At 70.5% G+C, this 17,579-nt stretch carries 21 protein-coding genes and 2 pseudogenes; 1 reads left to right on the forward strand and 22 read right to left on the reverse strand.

The window, feature by feature from the left end:
• Positions 1 to 84: 84 nt before the first annotated feature.
• Both ACIO3R_RS37900 and ACIO3R_RS37905 read right to left on the reverse strand, forming a co-directional pair.
• Complete coding sequence (locus tag ACIO3R_RS37900; RefSeq protein WP_307781635.1) at positions 85 to 426, reverse strand: winged helix-turn-helix domain-containing protein; 342 nt, start codon at positions 424 to 426, stop codon at positions 85 to 87.
• A 126-nt stretch (positions 427 to 552) separates the two neighbouring features.
• Positions 553 to 900, reverse strand: a complete 348-nt coding sequence (locus tag ACIO3R_RS37905; protein WP_402111599.1) for a DUF317 domain-containing protein — start codon at positions 898 to 900, stop codon at positions 553 to 555.
• Positions 901 to 1,118: 218 nt separating this feature from the next.
• Between ACIO3R_RS37905 and ACIO3R_RS37910 the strand changes: the two genes are divergently transcribed.
• Entirely contained in the window at positions 1,119 to 1,382 is a 264-nt protein-coding gene (locus ACIO3R_RS37910) for a hypothetical protein (protein WP_097930480.1), read from the forward strand.
• 4 nt (positions 1,383 to 1,386) lie between these two features.
• Here the strand turns inward: ACIO3R_RS37910 and ACIO3R_RS37915 are convergent, their stop codons facing one another.
• The 20 genes and pseudogenes from ACIO3R_RS37915 to ACIO3R_RS38010 all read right to left on the reverse strand — a co-directional run.
• The gene (locus ACIO3R_RS37915; protein WP_402111601.1) at positions 1,387 to 1,875 is read right to left on the reverse strand and encodes a hypothetical protein; all 489 of its coding nucleotides are present in this window, start codon (positions 1,873 to 1,875) and stop codon (positions 1,387 to 1,389) included.
• 57 nt (positions 1,876 to 1,932) lie between these two features.
• The gene (locus ACIO3R_RS37920; protein ID WP_402111603.1) at positions 1,933 to 2,883 is read right to left on the reverse strand and encodes a DUF317 domain-containing protein; all 951 of its coding nucleotides are present in this window, start codon (positions 2,881 to 2,883) and stop codon (positions 1,933 to 1,935) included.
• A gap of 115 nt (positions 2,884 to 2,998) precedes the next feature.
• Positions 2,999 to 3,850 (reverse strand): winged helix-turn-helix transcriptional regulator, encoded by an 852-nt coding sequence (locus ACIO3R_RS37925; protein WP_402111604.1) that lies wholly within the window; start codon positions 3,848 to 3,850, stop codon positions 2,999 to 3,001.
• Positions 3,851 to 3,874: 24 nt separating this feature from the next.
• Positions 3,875 to 4,702, reverse strand: a complete 828-nt coding sequence (locus tag ACIO3R_RS37930; protein WP_402111606.1) for a large ATP-binding protein — start codon at positions 4,700 to 4,702, stop codon at positions 3,875 to 3,877.
• The gene (locus ACIO3R_RS37935; protein WP_402111608.1) at positions 4,699 to 5,364 is read right to left on the reverse strand and encodes a hypothetical protein; all 666 of its coding nucleotides are present in this window, start codon (positions 5,362 to 5,364) and stop codon (positions 4,699 to 4,701) included. Before ACIO3R_RS37935 ends, ACIO3R_RS37930 begins: the two co-directional genes overlap by 4 nt.
• The gene (locus tag ACIO3R_RS37940) at positions 5,361 to 5,837 is read right to left on the reverse strand and encodes a hypothetical protein (RefSeq protein WP_033949415.1); all 477 of its coding nucleotides are present in this window, start codon (positions 5,835 to 5,837) and stop codon (positions 5,361 to 5,363) included. The genes ACIO3R_RS37935 and ACIO3R_RS37940 overlap by 4 nt, the downstream gene beginning before the upstream one ends.
• Positions 5,834 to 6,613 carry a glycosyl hydrolase gene (locus ACIO3R_RS37945; RefSeq protein WP_402111610.1) on the reverse strand — a complete coding sequence of 260 codons (780 nt, stop codon included), beginning with the start codon at positions 6,611 to 6,613 and terminating at the stop codon, positions 5,834 to 5,836. The genes ACIO3R_RS37940 and ACIO3R_RS37945 overlap by 4 nt, the downstream gene beginning before the upstream one ends.
• Positions 6,610 to 7,209 (reverse strand): DUF4913 domain-containing protein, encoded by a 600-nt coding sequence (locus ACIO3R_RS37950; protein ID WP_402111611.1) that lies wholly within the window; start codon positions 7,207 to 7,209, stop codon positions 6,610 to 6,612. Before ACIO3R_RS37950 ends, ACIO3R_RS37945 begins: the two co-directional genes overlap by 4 nt.
• A 93-nt stretch (positions 7,210 to 7,302) precedes the next feature.
• Complete coding sequence (locus tag ACIO3R_RS37955; RefSeq protein ID WP_402111629.1) at positions 7,303 to 8,199, reverse strand: DNA cytosine methyltransferase; 897 nt, start codon at positions 8,197 to 8,199, stop codon at positions 7,303 to 7,305.
• Positions 8,200 to 8,320: 121 nt separating this feature from the next.
• Positions 8,321 to 8,587: pseudogene (locus ACIO3R_RS37960) on the reverse strand (hypothetical protein); the annotation flags it as partial.
• Entirely contained in the window at positions 8,584 to 9,756 is a 1,173-nt protein-coding gene (locus tag ACIO3R_RS37965) for a DnaB-like helicase N-terminal domain-containing protein (RefSeq protein ID WP_402111613.1), read from the reverse strand. The gene ACIO3R_RS37965 and the pseudogene ACIO3R_RS37960, both read right to left, overlap by 4 nt.
• Positions 9,753 to 9,983, reverse strand: a complete 231-nt coding sequence (locus tag ACIO3R_RS37970) for a hypothetical protein (RefSeq protein WP_033949422.1) — start codon at positions 9,981 to 9,983, stop codon at positions 9,753 to 9,755. Before ACIO3R_RS37970 ends, ACIO3R_RS37965 begins: the two co-directional genes overlap by 4 nt.
• A pseudogene (locus ACIO3R_RS37975) lies at positions 9,980 to 11,768 on the reverse strand (type IV secretory system conjugative DNA transfer family protein). The gene ACIO3R_RS37970 and the pseudogene ACIO3R_RS37975 overlap by 4 nt, the downstream one beginning before the upstream one ends.
• A 95-nt stretch (positions 11,769 to 11,863) precedes the next feature.
• Entirely contained in the window at positions 11,864 to 12,529 is a 666-nt protein-coding gene (locus tag ACIO3R_RS37980; protein ID WP_402111615.1) for a hypothetical protein, read from the reverse strand.
• A 91-nt stretch (positions 12,530 to 12,620) separates the two neighbouring features.
• Positions 12,621 to 13,346, reverse strand: a complete 726-nt coding sequence (locus ACIO3R_RS37985) for a hypothetical protein (protein WP_402111616.1) — start codon at positions 13,344 to 13,346, stop codon at positions 12,621 to 12,623.
• Between the two features lie 158 nt (positions 13,347 to 13,504).
• Positions 13,505 to 14,002 carry a hypothetical protein gene (locus tag ACIO3R_RS37990; RefSeq protein WP_033949427.1) on the reverse strand — a complete coding sequence of 166 codons (498 nt, stop codon included), beginning with the start codon at positions 14,000 to 14,002 and terminating at the stop codon, positions 13,505 to 13,507.
• 25 nt (positions 14,003 to 14,027) lie between these two features.
• Positions 14,028 to 14,789 carry a hypothetical protein gene (locus tag ACIO3R_RS37995; RefSeq protein WP_402111619.1) on the reverse strand — a complete coding sequence of 254 codons (762 nt, stop codon included), beginning with the start codon at positions 14,787 to 14,789 and terminating at the stop codon, positions 14,028 to 14,030.
• Between the two features lie 97 nt (positions 14,790 to 14,886).
• Positions 14,887 to 15,450, reverse strand: a complete 564-nt coding sequence (locus tag ACIO3R_RS38000; protein ID WP_402111620.1) for a hypothetical protein — start codon at positions 15,448 to 15,450, stop codon at positions 14,887 to 14,889.
• Between the two features lie 129 nt (positions 15,451 to 15,579).
• Positions 15,580 to 16,275 (reverse strand): hypothetical protein, encoded by a 696-nt coding sequence (locus ACIO3R_RS38005; RefSeq protein ID WP_402111622.1) that lies wholly within the window; start codon positions 16,273 to 16,275, stop codon positions 15,580 to 15,582.
• A 32-nt stretch (positions 16,276 to 16,307) separates the two neighbouring features.
• On the reverse strand, positions 16,308 to 17,579 hold a 1,272-nt coding region (locus ACIO3R_RS38010), incomplete at its 5' end, for an ATP-binding protein (protein WP_402111624.1).

A 17,579-nucleotide genomic window follows, 5' to 3' on the forward strand; every position in this document is an offset into this window, starting at 1 on the left:
TCAGGGGGCGTCGAGGCGGAGCAGGTCGCGTAGGGCCTTCGGGCCCTTGGTGTGGTCTGCGAGATGCTGCCGACGGTGGAGCCACTAGGTCAGCCGGTAGCGAGGTGGGAGGGGAACCGCGCCTTCCTCCGAGACGACCAGGCCGTCGGCGTGCAGGCGCTGCAGCGAGCTGGCGACCCGTTCCTGGCTCAGCCCCGTGGCGGCGCTGATCTTGGAGAGGGGCGCGTCGGGGTTGCCGGACAGGTAGGCGACGACACGGGTGTCGCGGCGGCGGAGGTGGTCCTGGAAGATCCCGGCGGTGTATAGCAGCAGCACCCCGCAGCAGACCTGGGGGATGCCGCGCGAGGCCATGCCGGACCCCGTGATGGCGTCGTAGGCCGCGAACACGGCGGTGCCGGAGCCGACGACGTGGTTCGCGATTCTCACGAGGTCATCGGAGTAGATGGTCATTTCAATGCCTTTCGGTCAGGAAGAAGAGGAGCGGTCGGTCCGCCGGGACGGGCGCGGTGAACGGGACGGGCCGTCGTCGGCCCGCCCCCCGTAGTTCGGCGGTCAGCGCGAGGAGTGGGTGACGAGGGCCGCGAGGAATCCGGCGACGGCCTCGGAGGGGGTGTGGATGCCGAATTCCTGGACCCACACCTCGCCGTCGGCGGGCAGCACCTGGACGCGCCAGACGATCTCGCGCGCCCAGGCAGAGAGGTCTTCGGGGAGCCAGCCGACGTAGACGCCGCCGTCCGGGCTGGTCGCGTGGACGTTGGCCTCCGGGGTCTCGGCGATCGTCCAGCCGAGAGCGTCCAGGAGGTCGAGCACCGGAGCGGCGCAGTGGTCGGAGGAGAGCCAGTTGCGGTCTTCCACCTCGGGGCGGACGACGGCGGGCAGGAGGGTGGCGGAGGTGTTCACGGTTGGACGATCCCTTCGTTGACCTGCGGTTTTTCCTAACACCCGTACGTTGGCATGCAGCATGCCGAAGTGCGTAGTCGTTTCCCGGGGATGCCGTCTGCCGTGGGCGAACTGGAGACCACAGCCGAGCGGTCGGCTGGCCGGGAATGGATCTGCGACCGCGGTTGTCGTACCTGGGTTGCGGTGAGGGACCGCACGTCGGTGAAGGGGAGCAGGGGATGGCCGAGGCGAGCAGACACTGGGACGGCGCCGGACTGGAACGCAAGATCCGCGCCGCCGGACGGCCCTGGACCGTGGGCGACATCGCGATGGTCGCCGACGGCCAGTGGGGAGTCGGCGCACAGCCCGACCGGTGGCCGGACGAGGAGACGGTGGAGCGCCGGGTCGCCGAAGGCCGGCGCGTGGAGCTGACGGTGGAGGAGCTGGCCCGCGCGGTGGGCCCCCGGGCCGAAGAGGGCCACCGCGACGAGAATCGGAGCTAAGCCTTTAACGTCGGGGCCCCGTTGTGGGCGCTGACGGCCCTACGACCGCCGCCGGAGAGGACGGTTCGGGCGCGGCCCCCGGGGCGTGCCGCGTATTCCCGGAGCGGGCGACAGCGGCCTGAGCCAGCCGAACCGCCGGTGCCGCAACCTCGGGTGCGGCGGCCTCCCGAGCCTCCACCACGCGCCGGATCGCCTGGAGGTACGCACGGCTCTCCGCGTGGGCGACGCGGAGCTTGACCGCCGTTTCGGTGATCCGGTCGAGTTCGTAGAAGTCAGGCACGTACCCATGCCGCGACAGGGCGTGAAGGCGGTCCTGGTGAACGGTTACCGCGCTGTCCGTGATGGCCAGGGCCGCGCGGGTGTGCGTGGCGCAGCGCAGGAGCGGGTCCTCGCTGGGGCGGCGGACCCCTAGGACCTCAAGAGCTTCGATGGGCTGGCCCCAGGCGTTCTCGATCATGGCCGTGGCCTGGTCGAGCATGGTGGTGGTGGGCATGGTGGAACTCCTGTTGGGCGGGGACGGTCGCGAGTGGAGTGCGGCCTGGGGTGGGAGTCAGCGTCCGCGCCGGGGCGTCGGCGAGCTGGCCGGCAGCCGGGCAGAGGTCGCGGGCGCGGAGTGTCCCGTCCGTTTCTGCACCGCCCCCGTGGAGCGGCTCTGCGCGGCCATCACCCGGAGGTCGGCTGCTGTGCGTGGTGCCCGCGCGGCACGGTGTACGGCCTGGGTGACCGCGGTGCGGCGTACGTCCAGCGGAGTCGGAGCGCGCGAAACCTGATCCTCGGCGATCGGCGTGGCCGAAGCGACAGGGGTCATCGTGACAAGGTGTTGCATCCGCCGGTCGACTTGGTGGCGTTCACGGACCACCGGGGTCGACTTCGCCATCACAGCGGCGGTTGCGGCGATCAAGTGGGACGGGGTGCGGGCCGTGAACGTCGCTTCGGCACGAGTGCCCCAGCCCGGCGGGCCAGCCCACAGCTCGACGGTCGTGCGGTCGGAGCCGTAGCCGCGCCGATCGATGAGGATGCCCGCTTGGTTGTCAGGAGCGATGATCTCGACGGTGCCGAGTTCAGCAGCTCCGTCAAGGTTCCAGCCGGCATCGGTCAGCGGCCGGACGGTGTCCCTCCAGGGGACGGTTGGTCCTGTCAAGAAGCGGCCGGGGGTGTCGGAGGCGAGGGCTTCGTCGTAGTCCTGGACCAGTGCGGCGGTGAGGCCGGCGACCATCTCGGCCGGGGTGACGTGGTTGAGCGTCGCCGTCCAGCGAGGCGCCGAGAAGGCGTCCTCGGCTGCGCTGATCTTCCACAGTTCGAAGTCGTCGCCGAACCAGCCGATCCGAATCCGTTGGTCGGGAGAGGTCACGAGGAGCTGGCAGGGGCCCTCATCGAGGCACTGATGGGGCCAGTGGGCGACGGGCGCGAAGCCAGCCTCGCCGGTCCCGTTGGAACCAGCTAGATACATGGGGCTGACCAGTACCTCTTGGTACCGGGTCGGGTCATCAGGGGCGTACATGGTCGAGTCTCCGGAAGCGAAGGAGGAGAACGGATCCGCGTATGCAGCGGCGGGAGCCGCCGGAGCGCACGCGGATGCCGTAGTGGCGGCGAGTGGCCTCTCGTTCTCATCCCCGTCACCGGCCCCGGCCCGGTGCCGACTGAGCGGTCACGGCCGTCGGCACCCGCGGTTCCGGCTGGGGCGCGTGGCTGAACATGACGTTCGACGCGGCGGCGCTCCGTCGTAGGGCCGCCGCAGTCCGGGCGCTGTCGGCTCCCGCCCCCGGCGGAATGCTGGCGTGGGTGCGCGTGGCTGCCGCTGCCGGAAGCGGTGCCGCTGTTCCACCTCGCAGCGCGAAGGGCTGGCTCCAGTGCTCGACACTCGCGTAGACGGCCCCCAGCGCCTGGCCGGCATCGGTGAGCACGTACGGGTCTCCGTGCCGGGAGCCCGTCCGCGTGACCAGGCCATCGGCCTGAAGCCGGACAAGTCGCTGCCGTGCGAGGCCGTTGTCCAGACCGGCCGCCTCGGCGATGTGAACGAACCGCATCTGGCCATCAGCCGAATCGAGGGCCTGAATCACGGCAGTTGAGCGCCGAAGATGCAGGCGGCGCAGCGCGTCCTCGACACGCTCGGCTTCGGCCATCGGTTCTTGTGTCAGGTGGGTGCGGGACCAGTCCGAGACCGTGCGGAGGACGGGAGCCAGAGACGTGCCGAGCGCGCTGAGCCGGTACGGCGCACCCCGCCGGTCGTCATCGCGGATCACCAATCCGTCAGCGTGCATCGTGGCCAGACGTTTGCCGACGAACTGCTCACTGACGAAGGGGAGCTGCGCAGCAACGTCGCGAACGCGCACGGGGCCGTTCATCTGGGCCAGGGTCATCGCGGTCCAGGTGGTCCACTTGGGCCCGATCCGGGCGAGAGCCTCCTCGACGCGCTGGGCGTCGATGGAAGCGATGGAGAAGGTGGGAGGCAGGCCGGGGGTAGCCATGGTGGGGTCCTTATCGGGGTGAGGTCAGCGTGAGCGGGGGGTCGCGAGAGAGGTCCTGGCGACGGGCACGGCGGCCGGGTCGGAGGGCGCGCCTGACGTGGTCCGCGTGGTGGTGCGGCCGAGGGCGGCGGACACCCGGGAGGTCGTCGCGCGACCATCACGCAGGGCGGCTTCCCCCTGCGCAGTGAGCGAGAGGAGCTGGCCGGGCCGGTACACGTTCTCGGTGATGTCCTGATGCAGTAGCCCGTCGGCGACCAGCCGCTGCACGGTCTGCGGGAAGACCGCCGGGTCCTGCCACTGGGCCTTCTCCCGCGAGATGTACGGGTCCTCGCCGATCGCGTTGCGGCGAAAGCGAACACCTCCGGCCGCAACCGCTTCGAGGGCTACCAGCCCGCGTTCCCCGGCGACGGCCCAGTCGTCGTCCCGGTGGGGCGGCCTCGTCTTCTGGCCCTGCCCGTAGCTCTTGTTGCTCGCGTGTTGAGCAGGGGGCGAGGAAAGAAGCCGGCGGTAGGCGGACAGGGACTCGACGAGCTGGCTGTATGCCCGGTCCTGCTGGGCCAGGCCGTCTCCGAGGTCCGGGAGAGCTGTGCGCAGCAGCGCGTACGAGACCTTGGCTCGGCCGACTTCACCCCGACCAGTGCCTTCGAGTAGCCGCTGAGCGCGCTGGACCGCGTCGAGCACGCTCTCGTGTCGCTCGTCCAACGCCGCTGCGGCTTCGATGACGCGTGTAGCGGCCTGGTGCAGCGGCTCCTCCGGACCATGTGCGAGGGCGTGCACGCTGACATCCCCGACACCGAGCACTTCGACGACGAGATACGGCCCAGGGTGTGTGTCTGCGTCGTACGGGTTCACTCCGTCGTCTCCATCCGGGCGAGCAGGGAGCGGACCAGAGCGGGCAGGCTCCCTGGATCGTTGTCGAGCCGAGGGCGGTCGCTTACTTCGCTGAGGAGATCGGCGTCATCGAGCAGGCCGCTGGAGATCTCCATGCAGGCGTCGGTGATCCGGGCGGCGGCGAGCAGCGACTGGGAGAGAACCTCGACGTAGTCGTCCGGCGCGAGGCCGGCGGCCTCGGCTGCGTTGCGGACCGCCTCCAACTCAATTGCGTTGAAGGCGAAGTCGAACTCGTCGTCCCGCTCCGTACCACCGCGCGCGGCGGCGATCGGGGCGCGTGGCTCCATGGGTATGCCCACGCGGGTACAGATCTCGTCGACCGAGGAGGTCAGCTCGGCGAACGACTCGGTGAGCCACCCCAGCGCGGAGGCGTAGGAGGCCAGAGCGAACAGGCCCGCCGAACCAGCAGGGCGTGGCTCGGTGGCCACGAAGCCCTCGAACCGGTCGTTCAGCTCGGTGATCACGCGGGGCCCAGCGGCCAGCGGACCCAAGACGGGATGCAGGTAAGAGCGGGCGGCGGCCGTCGGGTACTCGGCGGCAGGGATGCCGCCGACGTTCTGAGCGGCATCGGTGAGCAGATCCGCCAGCTCTGAACGGGTCAGCGCAGTACGGTCGTTGGTCATCGCTGGGTGGCCTTTCGAGAAGCAGTGGCCGAGGGCGGCGCTGGTGACGGGGCAGCCGCGCGGCCCGTTGTCGGCCGTTCGGTGGTGAGCGTCGAGCGAGACCGGGCGGCCTGCACGCGGGCCTCCGTGGCGGAGTCCGGGCCGACCCCTTGCTGGGGCTCGGTCCGCAGGTGGGCCGCGCGGTAGACCGCGTAGTCCTTCCGGCTGCCAGCCGCCACGAGGTAGATCTCGCGCTTGTGGGTCGAGGTCGGTGGCGCTTGGCGGAACTGGATGACCAGCCGGTAAGAGACCGCCGGGTCGACGTACACCTTGTGGAAGCCGGCGAGACGGCCCTTCAACGGCAAGCAGTCGTCGCTTCCGTGGACCAGGTTCTGCAGCTCCAGCAAGGCCAAATCGCGCATCTCAGACGGGAGTTCCCGCAGGTCGGCGATGGCGTCAGGGTGCGCGGCGAAGGCGAAGCGGGCGCGGCTCACAGCAGCCTCCCCTGGACCGCGCGCTGGACCGGTACCGCCGCTGACGCGCGGGGCGCGTCGAGCCCGGTCTGCGGTGTCGGAGAGGTTCCGGCGGACCGGGAAAGGGCGATCCGGGCGATGCGGGCCCGGACGACAGCACCGTTGTGGTCGCTGTACTCCGGAGGCTCGGGCAGCGGTTCACTGCGCTCGTCCAGCCAGGTCTGGGCGACGCCGACGTCGGGGAAGGCGCCCTCGCGCATCGTGTACGTGCCGGCACCGTGGTTCCACTCCTCGTAGAAGAGGCGAACCGGTGCCTGGGCGGCCTGGGAGTCGTTGACGAGTGTCCACGCCTCGCTGGGGTTGTCGTCAGAGGTGTAGGTGTCGAGGACCTCGTAGCGGGTGCCCGATTTCTGGATCTGCTGTTCCACCTGGAGGGTGAGGTCGTCGGAGGGCTTGATGTAGTCGCCACCGTGCAGTGCGATCCGCTCGAGCGGGCAGCCGCGTTCTGCCAGCCAGTTCTGTGCGAAGGACGCCGTGGCGTGGTGACTCGTCTCGAACGTGAACGTGGACTGCCGCAGATCCCGAGCGACCGCGATCGCAACGAGCTGTGGCTCGCCGGGTATCCCCCAGGTGACCGATCGGTCGTGGGCGAGGACGAAGCTGTGCGAACCGTTGGGTGTGGTGTGGTGCTGGGACAGCACCGTCAGGTCGCCAGCCCAGAGAGCCTCCATCGCCTCCTCGGAGTCGTCGTCGACCGGCGATAGATCGGCGAGGCCGAAGTCGAGAATGTCGTTCACGCCGCCACCCCCGCCTGCTGGGGCGCCGGGGTGGCCAGCACCCGGTGATTGGGGCGAGTTGCGCTGGTCGTGCAGGCCGCGAACGGTCCGTCGGGCGCACGCAGGTGTGCCAGGGTCTGGTCCAGGTGGTCGCGGTGCCAGGTCGAGGGGCCGGACAGGCCGGCCTCCGTGTCGGTGAACTGCTGCCAGGCGAGCCAGAGTGCGTGGAGCCGGGCGACGGCCTCGGGGTGTTCGTGCCAGCGCGCGCACCAGGGACGGCTCGTGCTGATCTCCCGGCCGTACACCGGCAGGAAGAGGTAGTTCACCCAGTCGCTGAGGGCAGCGAGTTCGACGGCGTACTCCTTGCCGCCCAGGGCGAGGATGAACACCGAGGCGGGGCCGTCGGGCTTCTTCCCGTCAGCCGCCTCGGCTTCCGGAGCGCCGTCCGGCGGCTGGACGGCGCCGGGGTCGGGCTCGGAGCCGAGGCGGTCGAGGATGACGCCGTGCTGCCTGACCTCGGCCATGGTCTTGGCGAGGGTGCTTGCGAGGTCGTCGAGGTCTGCGTCGGGGACGCGGTACGGCTCGGGGCCGGGGGAGGTCGGGCTGGTGTCGGCCATGGGGGTGTGCTCCATCTGTGAGACGGCGACATGCCCGAGAGGATCCGGAGAATCAGCGGTTTGGTCCGGCCGGAAAATCGCGGTAGTGGAGCGCTATCGGTCGGCGCAGCGGGGACAGCGGGGGAAGGGTGGTGCCAGCAACTGCAAGGCACGCGCAGCCTGTTGTGGGACGACGCCGTTGCCGAGCGCGGTGAGCTGCGCTGGACGGCCGAGCCCCGGAGTCGCGGTGACCCAGCCGGCGTCGAGGCCCTGCATCCACTCCACGAAGTCGGCGCGGAGCCGACCGGCCGCGTCTGTTGGGGCCGGGGCCGGGCGGGTGAGGCTCTCCCATCGGGTGATGGCGGATCCGTACGCTCCCCATCGCCGGTCCGCGCCCCCGCCTCCGGCGTCTCCTCCGCCCAGAGGGGCAGGACCACCGCCGACAAGGGAGGCCGCCATCCCTTCCCGGGGCGGCGGCCCGGGGTGCCCGTGTCGCTGGCCCTCGGCGTCGGCAACAGAGACGCAGCCGCGCTGGGCAGGGTCATGTCGCCATTGCCGTGCCGCTGGTTCGGCGAGCCCTTGATTCCGTCCGACGCCTTTGGGGTCGGCAGCAGCAGCCACTCGACCTCGTCGGCCAGGTTCGGACCGTGCCCCCCGCTCTTCCGCTTCGATGGATGCTGGCTGCCGCCGTTCTTCCCGATGTTGCTGGTCGGCGTCTTCAGCAGGGTGCCCGGCGGGCCAGGCGGCGAGGAAGGTCCGCTCGCGGCGGTGCGGGGCCCCGACGTCGGAGGCGCGAAGCACGAGCCACTTCGCGTCGTACCCGAGGTCGGCCAGGGATCCGAGTACGGCACCGAGTGCCCGCAGAGCAGGCTGACCTGCGGTGTCTCCCAGACACCACGGGCAGGGTTCCACGTCGCCAGGGGAACCGGCGGGGGAGGTGAGGAGGCCGCGCACATTCTCGATCACAACCAGGCAGGGTCGGAGGGCTGCGACCGCACGGGCGACGTGCAGCCAGAGCCCGGAGCGGGTTTGGGCGTTGAGTCCGGCCCGGCGGCCGGCGACCGAGACGTCTTTGACAGGGGAAGCCGGCCGTCAGGACGCACACCCGGGGGACGGTGGACCAGTTGATGGCGGTGATATCGCCCAGGTTCGGGACGCCGGGCCAGTGGCGGGCCAGGATGCGTGAGGCGTTCGGGTCGACCTCGGCGTGCCAGGCGAGCGTGCCACCGAGGGCGGCCTGCACGCCCAGGTCGAGGCCGCCGTACCCCGAGCAGAGCGACCCGATCAACGGGGTGGCGAGGCTCAGGGCCGTGACGCGTAGGTCCGGCGCGGCTGCGGAGATGGGGTAGAGCAAGGCGAGTTCCAGGGGCAGAAGAGGCTGGTGGGGAGGGGGCCTCACGGGTGGCCGCGCGAGGGTGGTCGGGCTGCTGACAGCGTGGGGAGACGGCTGGCCGGGGCTGGGGGTGACGCGCCTGGGCGGGGTGTGCTGCGGGCGCGGGCGGCCTTCACTCGGTCGGGCGGCGGCTCGGCCGCCGACAGAGCGGATGCCGTGGTCTTCGGAGCCGGACTGCTGTTCGCGGTGGCCCAGCGGGCACGTACCTCGTCGAGCGGACCGAGTTCGTGCAGGGCGTGGTTGATCAGCCGGCCGGGCCCCAGAACCTCGTCCTGGGCCAGGGTCCGGATGGCTCGCGCGGAGGCGGCGGCGGTGCGGGTGACGGAGGAGCGCATCACCCGCTGTCCGAACCAGTCGGCGCTGCCGGGGACCATGCCTTCGCAGACGGCGGTCAGCTGCTCGCTCGACACTGTGCCGTCGGCCAGCAGGCCGCGTCGCTGGGCCTCCCAGAGCAGGGTGATCCGGTCGATGGGTTCGCCTCGGTGGTGCAGCGCGCCCAGGCACCGGTAGAGCTGCCCGTGGGTCGGGTCGGCGAAGTCTCCCGGCCGCAGCCAGGCCACCACCTCGCCCATGGCCCCCGGCTGTTCGGCGAGGACGGCCAGGAGGAACCGCTCGTCCTCGGCGACCTGGCCGCTCTGCGCCGGAGGCGGGATGTCCGTGGCGGCAGAGGGTCCAGCGGTGGGTGGGACCGGTCGAGGGTCGGTTCCCCAGCGTCGTGCAAGGTCGGTGAGTACGCCGGTCAGGACGTCGGCCGTGCGCAAGGCTCCCTCGACCTCGCCCTGGACGGCGTCGGCCCGAGCCGCCTGGTGGAGACGGATCGCGTGCTGGGCGACGGTGCGGTGAATCGCCCCCTCCAGCACCATGCGTCCGTACACCGGGGCGTGCTCGGTTCGGGGACACGCCTGGATCAGGGTGTGAGCGTACGCCGCGGTCAGCCCGCGCACCTGCTGTCCGGCCTCCTCGACCGCGTCGGTCACCCACGACAGCGGCAACGGACCAGCGGCCGAGAGCGCGGGATGCCCGTCGTTGCGCAGCTTGCGGAGCGCGGCGAAGAGCGCCTGGTGGACGGGCCGATAGAAGTGGTCCGCAGCGAGCCACTCCAGGTGCGTGAGCTGCTCGGGGTCGAGGAGTGCGGCACCGAGGACCGCCTGCTCGGCACTCATCAGCGGGTTCACCGCCGACCTCCCGGATCAACGGAGGACGCCTCGTCCTGCCGGATGAGGAGGTTGGCGACTGCCTGGTCGGCAGCGGCCATCGACAGCGCGAAGTCGTCCAGGACGGCGGTGAAGGCGGGATCGGAGGCGGGAACCGAGCCGGCCCCGCCGTCAAGCCACCACCGGCCACCGCGCAGGACGACCGGAGCGTGGGCCAACCGCCCCTGCTGTGGTGTGGACGCGCTCATGCCGACAGTCCAAGATCGTCCTGGCCGATGCTCTTCGCGAGAGCACGCTCGGTGATGGCCTTCGTGGCGCGAGCGGAAGCCGGGCCGACCACCTTGGCGGAGGGCTCCTTGTACCAGGGCTTGAGGTTGAGCATGGCGACCCGGATGCCGGTGGCCAGCAGCAGAACCTTGCCCTTGGGCAGGGCGCGGATGGCGTCCGGCGGAAGGATCCGCTCCGTGCGCATGCTCACCGAGGTGGACTTGCCGCCCTCGCTGGTCGACACCGAGGTGGTCTGGACGTCATGGTCGCCGACCTGACGGCTGAGCCGGTCGGCGAAGTCCGCGTCATCGATGCCAGATCCGATGATCTTGATGGTGGCGGCCGAGTACAGGGCGTCCATACCGGCCTCGCCCCAGCACCGCTGGCCCTGACGGTAGGACTGCAGGATCGTCATGGGGATGACGCCTCGGCTGCCCAAGTGGCTGTAGAGATCAGGGAGATCCGAGATGCGGCAGACGTTCGCCGCCTCGTCGAGGACACACAGGGCGGGCGGGTCGAGTCGCCCGCCGGAGCGCTCGGCCACGATCACGGCCGCGCGCATCACGGCGTCGGCCGCCGCCGCGATGATCGCCGACGCGCTGCCGCCGCCGTCCTTGCTCAGCAGGTACAAGGTGTCACGAGACGTGGCGAAGGCGAACGGCTGGAACTCGGGAAGGTCGCCGTTCGGGGTGACCCAGGCGGCGACGTCCGGGTCGAGCAGGCAGCTCGCGTACTGCCTCGCGGTCTCATAGATGCCGTCGCGCGTTTCGGTCGCGCCGGAGACGGTGCCCTGGAGCTGGGCGGCGACCGCATGGTGGCCGGCGTCGGTGAGCAGGTCCACCGGGGTACGGTCGGCCGGCATCGCGAGCCAGGCCAGGACGTCGGTGATCGGCCGCCGGTGGGACGCTGCGGCGAGGAAGAGGGCACCGAGGGTGTTGCTCGCGGCGGTGGACCAGAAGTCGGAGCCGCTCGACTCGTCCACGCTCGCCGTCACGAAGTGCCCCGCCAACCTCTTAGCCCCGGCGAGATCGCGGGCGTCAGCGAGGATGTCCCACCACATCTCGCGCGGGTGATGGGCGATCTGCTGCGGATCGAGGGTCCAGATCGTGCCGACCTCGGCACGGGCGTCCACCGTGGTGGTGAAGGCGTCGTTCGCGGCTTTGTTACTGGTGAGCAGGACCGGGCCCGGTGCCGAGAGGATCGCGGGGATCGCCAGCCCGGACGTCTTGCCGGAACGCGGGGCCATGATCGCGACGATCACGTCCTCCCAGGACGCGCGGACCTCCGCACGACCGGGATCGAGGGTGCCGAGCAGGATGCCGCGGTCAGCGGGCAGGACCTCTTTTACTCTCCCGGCCGCCCAGGCTCGGGCGCAGGCTCTTCGCCCTGGCGACGATCTCCTTGTCCAGCAGCGGCGCCAGGTCCGCCTTCCGGGCGAGGCCGGACTTGGACCCGGCACGACAGCGCATCCACAGCACGGCAGCGGTGACGACCAGGGCAACGGTGAACAGGGCGGGGACGACGCGGGCGCCGACCATCAGCGTGCTGGTGCTCAAGGTCGGCCACAGCACCTCCGGGTGCAGCAGCGCGTCCGTTATGCGGAAGGGGGCCCATGTCCCGCTCCCGACGGCGGTGTTGGTGAGATTTCCGGTCAGCCAGGCCAGGGAGCCGAAGGCCATGGCGGCGCCGAGGATGCCGAACAGGAGGTAGAGGAGCGCGTCCGACCCGGTGGTGGTCGAGGGCGCGCTGGTGCGCGGGGAAGGCACGGCGGTTCCTTGGGTGTGCGAGCGGGCGGGGGCAGGGCGTGCTCGGCTCTCGTGCAGCTCATGGGGGTACTCCTGGACGTCTGAGGCGGAACGTTTCAGCGGGGTCGGCCGGCAGAACGAGGCGCGGGCGGAGGTGCTGCGGTGGCCGGCGGACTGCCGGTCGACGGCGATGTTCCGGCGTGCGGCGAGGAGGCGCGGGCTGCCCGCTGCCGGTCTGAATCGACGTTCCGGGCAGCGGACGGCACAGGAGCAGCCTCGGCACCGAGGACATCGTCGAGCAACTCCCGGCTGCGCAGGACGTTGACCATCTGGTGGTGCCGGGGGTCCGTGCGCTCTGCGGGACAGGCAGCGAGACCGTTCTCGGCGACTTCCAACTGCTCGCGGACGTCCTGGAGCATCCCGTACGCGGCTGCCAGTCGGGTCCACGTCTCGAAAGTCGGATGGTGATGCGGGTCGTCGAAGTCGAGTCGGGCGCGAGTCCAGTCGGCGGCAGAGGCGACGAGTTCGGTCAGCTCGGGCAGAGCCCCGACCAGTGCGCCGTTGACCTCCTCGATGATGCCCGCCACCTCATCGGGCGAGGCGTCCTCTTGGAGGCGAGAGATCATTCCGCGGACCGAGTACGGATCGGCGGAAGCGCTGGGCAGGTCCCTGACCTGCAGCGGCTTGTTGGAGCCCGGTGCCGTGCTGCGGTGGGCGAGCCGGATGTTGTGCTGCATGGCCGCACCGACGGCCTCGCCGATGCTGGAGTAGTACTCGGGCACGTTTGCCTCTTCGGGTGAGTGGTCTTTGACAGGTGGGTCGAGCGGTGGCGCGCGACGTGCTGGTGGCCGACGGCGAAGAGAGCCGCCGGGGTCACCGTCGGGGCGTTGCGGCGCGCGGCGGGTGACCCGTTGTAGTGAGCGGCGCCGTCTGGGAACTGGACGCCGAGGAGACCTTGGCCTGGTTCGCCGCAGGAGAAGTGGCCAGAGCGGCATCACGGTGATCACGGACGGTCCGTGCTGCCGAGTTACTCGTCGAAGCGTCGCCGACGCGGCGTAGCTCGGCCTCGGAGTCGACGAGTTCGGACTGGGCCGAGCTGACGAACTCCGAGGCGAAGCCGAACCGGTCGGCGAGCGCATACGCGTCGTCGTCCAGGTCGTTGACCTGTTCTCCCGCTGCTTCCAGCGCCTCCCGGACACGCTCCAGCGCACCGTGCTTGGGGTGAAGGAGGTGGTCGACTGCCCGCTGAAGGCTGGCTCCGTCTTCGGCCGCACGGATCTGGTCCGTGATGCTGAGGAGTTCGGCTCCGGCGGCGTAGGGCCCCAGCGCATGCACCGGGGGGCTCATCCGGGCCGTGTCGAGGGACGGCGGAAGGGTGACGTCATAGCGAGCGGCTCGAAGCATCTCGGCCGCATGGCTGGCGATGGCGACCTGGTCGGCGAGCGGAGTGGTGGTGGGCAGGCGATGGCGTCGGCCGTGCCAGTCGTCGATCTGCTTGAAACCGGCGTGACGGAGGAGTTGCGCGGAGAGGTCATCAGTAGCGCCCTTGGCAACGACGCTGCCGCTGAACTCGGACGTGATGGTGATCGAGGTAAGCACGGAAGTCTCCGGGGCAGAGGGAGCGAAGGACCCGTTGGAGGTGGGCCAGTGGGCAGAGCGTCCGGCAAATCCGGGGTTTGGTCCGGCCGAGAAGCGCTGGTAGAGGCCGCACGGTGGCGGTCAGCCGGGTGCCCCGCCGCAGCAGGGCACCCGGTCGGTCAGAAGAAGGGATTCTCTGTCGGCCGGTCGGCCTCGGTGGCGGCTCGGAGCAGTTCGGTGAGGTCTTCGGGCTCGGACGACCTCTGGTCTATCCACCACCCGGCGCGGGTCACCGTACGAGCGTTCTCCTCGATCTCCGCCCACTCCGCTTCGCTGGTCGTGCCTTCGGTGACCAGTGCGGTGTAGGCGTTGGTCAGGATCTGGTGACGACAGCGCACGCCCCAGGGAACGGCCCGCTCGGTCCCCTCCAGGGGAGGCATCCGGTACTGCTCGGACCATGCTTCGGACGCGCTCTGTTCCTCGGCGCGCTTCGCCTTGAGCCAGGCGGCCTTGTCCTGCTCGTCGCCTTCGTTCGAGGCGCGCCAACAGTCGGTGCACTCCTGCCTGGCGAGCCACTCGGCGAAGCCGGCGCGGCGGTCGGCCGGGCGGTCGGACAAGTCGCGGTCGGCATGGTGACCGCAGGTGTGGTCGATAGGCCAAATCGTCTTTACGGCCATGGAAGGGCCTCCTTGAGGAGTTGGATCAGCGGTCGCGGGAGTACGCGATGCGGGGGTCAACTGGCCGGACCGCCGGTGTGGTGACGGCGGCGGGGACCGGCGCCCTGCCCGGGATACCGGCACGGGCCGGGCTGGCGGCGAGCGCGGCGGCGCTCAACGGAGACGCGCGGGCGGGACCACGGCCGCGCTCACGGCCGGCGGTCGGCGTGGCAGCAGGGCGGGGCCGAGCCGTCACCTCTTGAGCGAGGCGAGGCTGTACTGCGACCTGGAGCCCCGAACGGTGCAGGGCCACCGTGGCGTCGGCGACTTTCCCCAGCGCCTCGACGCGATCGGTGGTCGCGGGGAGCGTGTAGATGTCCAGACTCGAGTTGTGCCGCCAGCCGTCCTCCACCAGCGCCAGCCCGCTGAGGCCGGAGACACGGTCATCGAGGGCTGCGACGATGCCGAGCTGCGGGTGATCGGCGAAGGCGACGTCTGGTTCACCGAGCGGACCGCGGTCGCGTCCCTGTGCCGTGTCGGACGCCAGCGCAGGGTCAAGTGCGGCGTCCACATCGACCTGGTAGCCGGCCTTGCGCAGCAGCTCGATGGCCCGGCTCGTACGGCCGTGCCCGTCACGGTTCTGGTCGGCCAGCGCGTACAACGTCGGCTGGTCGGGGACGGGATGGAAGTCGAATCCCTTGAGCATCCAGGTGCTGGCCGCAAGGTTCTTCGGGTTCGCGGCGACGATGCCGTGGACGGGGTGGTGGCCGAAGGCGAGGTCGGGCAGCACGTCGTAGTGGCTGGGCATGGCAGATCCATCCGAGGCGGGTGCGGTTGCAGGTGCGGGCGACGGGCGGATCAGTTCTGAGGGTGCGGTGCACGGAGGACTCCTGGATCGCGGTCGGTCAGAGCCGGGGAGCGGATGAGGAACTGGCCGACGGCCGCCCGGCCCGCGTGGAAGATTCCGGCGGCGGACCGCTCGGGAGCACGCGCTGGCCGACCGACGGCGAAGAGGCGAGAGCGACACTCGCCCGGGATGGAGCGGAGTCGGGCGGGAGCACGGTGGCGGCGCGCGCCCTGCCGGAACGTTCCTGCTCCTGGCGTGGTGGTACGCCAAGCTGGTCCAGGCGGGCGTCGACAGCGGAGAGGACGTCCGGCACGCTGCCGCCGTGGCGCGCATGCGGACCGTCCGGCTCGGAGTCGTAGATCACCTCGTAGACGGCGGGCTCGGCGGACCGGTGGCGGGTGACCATCCAGCTTTCCGGGGACTCGGGGTGCTCGGAGGGTGGCTCCTGCGGCGGCGAGATGATCAATGAACTGCCGTCGGGAAGCTCGGCGTGGACGATGTAGTCGCTGAGGCCGTACTCGACGGTGCCCTCCAGGCCGCGCTGCCCGAGCGCGGAACAGAGAGCAGCCTGAAGGCGACGCGGATCGGACGTGGCGGTCGGGGGCGAGGTTTCGTGGTGCATGGAGTTCTCCGTTGCGAACACCCCGCCGCACGGCGGGAGCCGACGGGGTGTGGAGCTTGAAGGAGTGCGGTGGTCCATGAGGATCCGGAGATCGGGCAGTTTGGCGCTGCCGTGACTGCGTGCTAGGGATCACCGCGAGCGACCGGGAGCCGGCGGATGCGATGCCGGCGGGACCTGGGGCGAAGCAGGTGCTACGGCAGGAGCGTTGTGCGTCGAGCGGGTTAGCGCGACGCGAGCCCGCTCGGTCTGCGCCGGCCGTTCGGTGTCCGCCCGGTGAACTAGGTATTCACCGACACGCACCAACGCCGGTCCCTTGGAACCCAGTTCATGTGAGTAGTGCCAGCCCTCGGTGTTGCGGTGCTCCTCGGCACGCTCCTTGTAGAGGTGGAGCACGCTCGGCTGCGAACCGTCCATAAGCGCCATGACGCCGTCCCATTCGTGTCGCAGCTCCTGCGCCCGGAGCAGGATGGTGTCGATCCCGCGTATCCGACGGAGGTCGTCACTGATCGGCCCCTCGACGTAGTCGGGGCCGTCGGCGGCGGCGCGGACCCCGGCCAGCACCTCGGATCCGTGGTCGAGGAACACCTCGGCGTACTTCCACGCTTCGGCGTCCCGCTTGACCTTCCCGCCCCCGTAGACCTTGTCGTCCAGCGGCCAGCCGTCCGCGTCGCAGAGCGAGTCCGAAACCGCGTCCCAGGCGTCGCACGCCTCGTTGATCCCGGCGGCGGCCGAGGCCAATGCCGGAAGGTGCCGTCGCCACGCCAAAGGGTCGGTGGCCTGCGACGGCTGGTTGTCACCGGAGGAAGGAGTAGAAGAAGCAGACATGATCGATTCCCGTTGCTGTGCTGGTCGTCGGGCTAGGCCGCCATACGGGCGTCCGTGTCGAACAGCTCCCGCTCAGCCGGGTGGAGGATGTGCTGGGTGATGAACGAGCGGCCGGCGACCTTCCACAGACCTCGGCCCTTGGTCAGGGCGGACACCGCCTGGGTCTCGACGCCGGTCAGGCCGAGCAGAGATGCAGCGGCGGCGAGCTGGTCGGGCTCCTGGCGGTAGATGATGCGCGTGCTGCAGTCCGCGAGGAGTCCCTCGGCCAGGACTCGGCCGCGTGAGCCGGCGTCGCCCGCCGAGAGCAAATCGCTGAGGCGGTGGATCACCATCAGGTTCGCGATGCCCAGACCTCGGGAGAGCTTCCACTGGCTCTGCATCCGCTCCAGCAGCCCGACATGCCGCATCAGCCGCCACGCCTCGTCGTAGATCACCCAGCGCCGACCACCATCGGGATCACTGAGGGCTGACTCCATCCATGCGCTCGCGCACGTCATCGCGAGCACCAGTGCCGTGTCGTCACCGGAGCCGCCGAGACGGGAGAGGTCGATGGACAACATCGGCGTCGTCGGATCGAACGACACGGTGCTCGGCGCGTCGAACATGCCGCTCAAGTCGCCGTGCACGAGACGCCGCAATGCGTGGGCGAGGTCTTGGGCGGCCGAGCCAAGGTGCCCGGCCTGGTGGCCGAGGGCCTGGTCGAGGCGTTCGGGGGAGCCGAGTACGTGCGCGATCTCGCCGGGCGGCGGCACCGTGCCCCGGGCGGCGGCGTCAGCGACGACCAGATCCAGGGCCAGGTCGACGGCGGTGTGCTCCATCGGCAGCAGATCGCGCTTCAGCACGGGGCGGGCGAGGCTGGCCAGCAGCAACAGACGGCGCTTGCGGACCTCCGTGAACCAGTCCTCCTCGCTGACCGAAGAGGGCCGGGCCGGGGCGTCGAGCGGGTTCAACCGGCCCGGGAGCCCTGGTCCCAGAGCGATGCTGTAGCCGCCGAGTGCCTGCGAGACGCTGGTCCACTCGCCCTTGGGGTCGCACGGGATGTAGACGCGGTAGCCGTGGGCGATCGACCGGGTGGCGATGGACTTCGCCAGCGCGGACTTGCCCATGCCGATGATCCCGGCCAGGACGGCGTTGGGGTTCGTGAAGCCTTCGATCCGGCCGCTGTTGTAGAGCGAGAACGGATCGAAACAGAAGGCCGCCTCTGCATGTACATCGCGGCCGATGAACACCCCCTCGGCCCCCAGGCCGCCTTCGGCTACGAACGGGTAGGCGCCGCTGGCTGTTGCGGTGGTCATCCGGTGGGC

Source organism: Streptomyces sp. NPDC087428, from assembly GCF_044744085.1.
Lineage (GTDB): Bacteria > Actinomycetota > Actinomycetes > Streptomycetales > Streptomycetaceae > Streptomyces.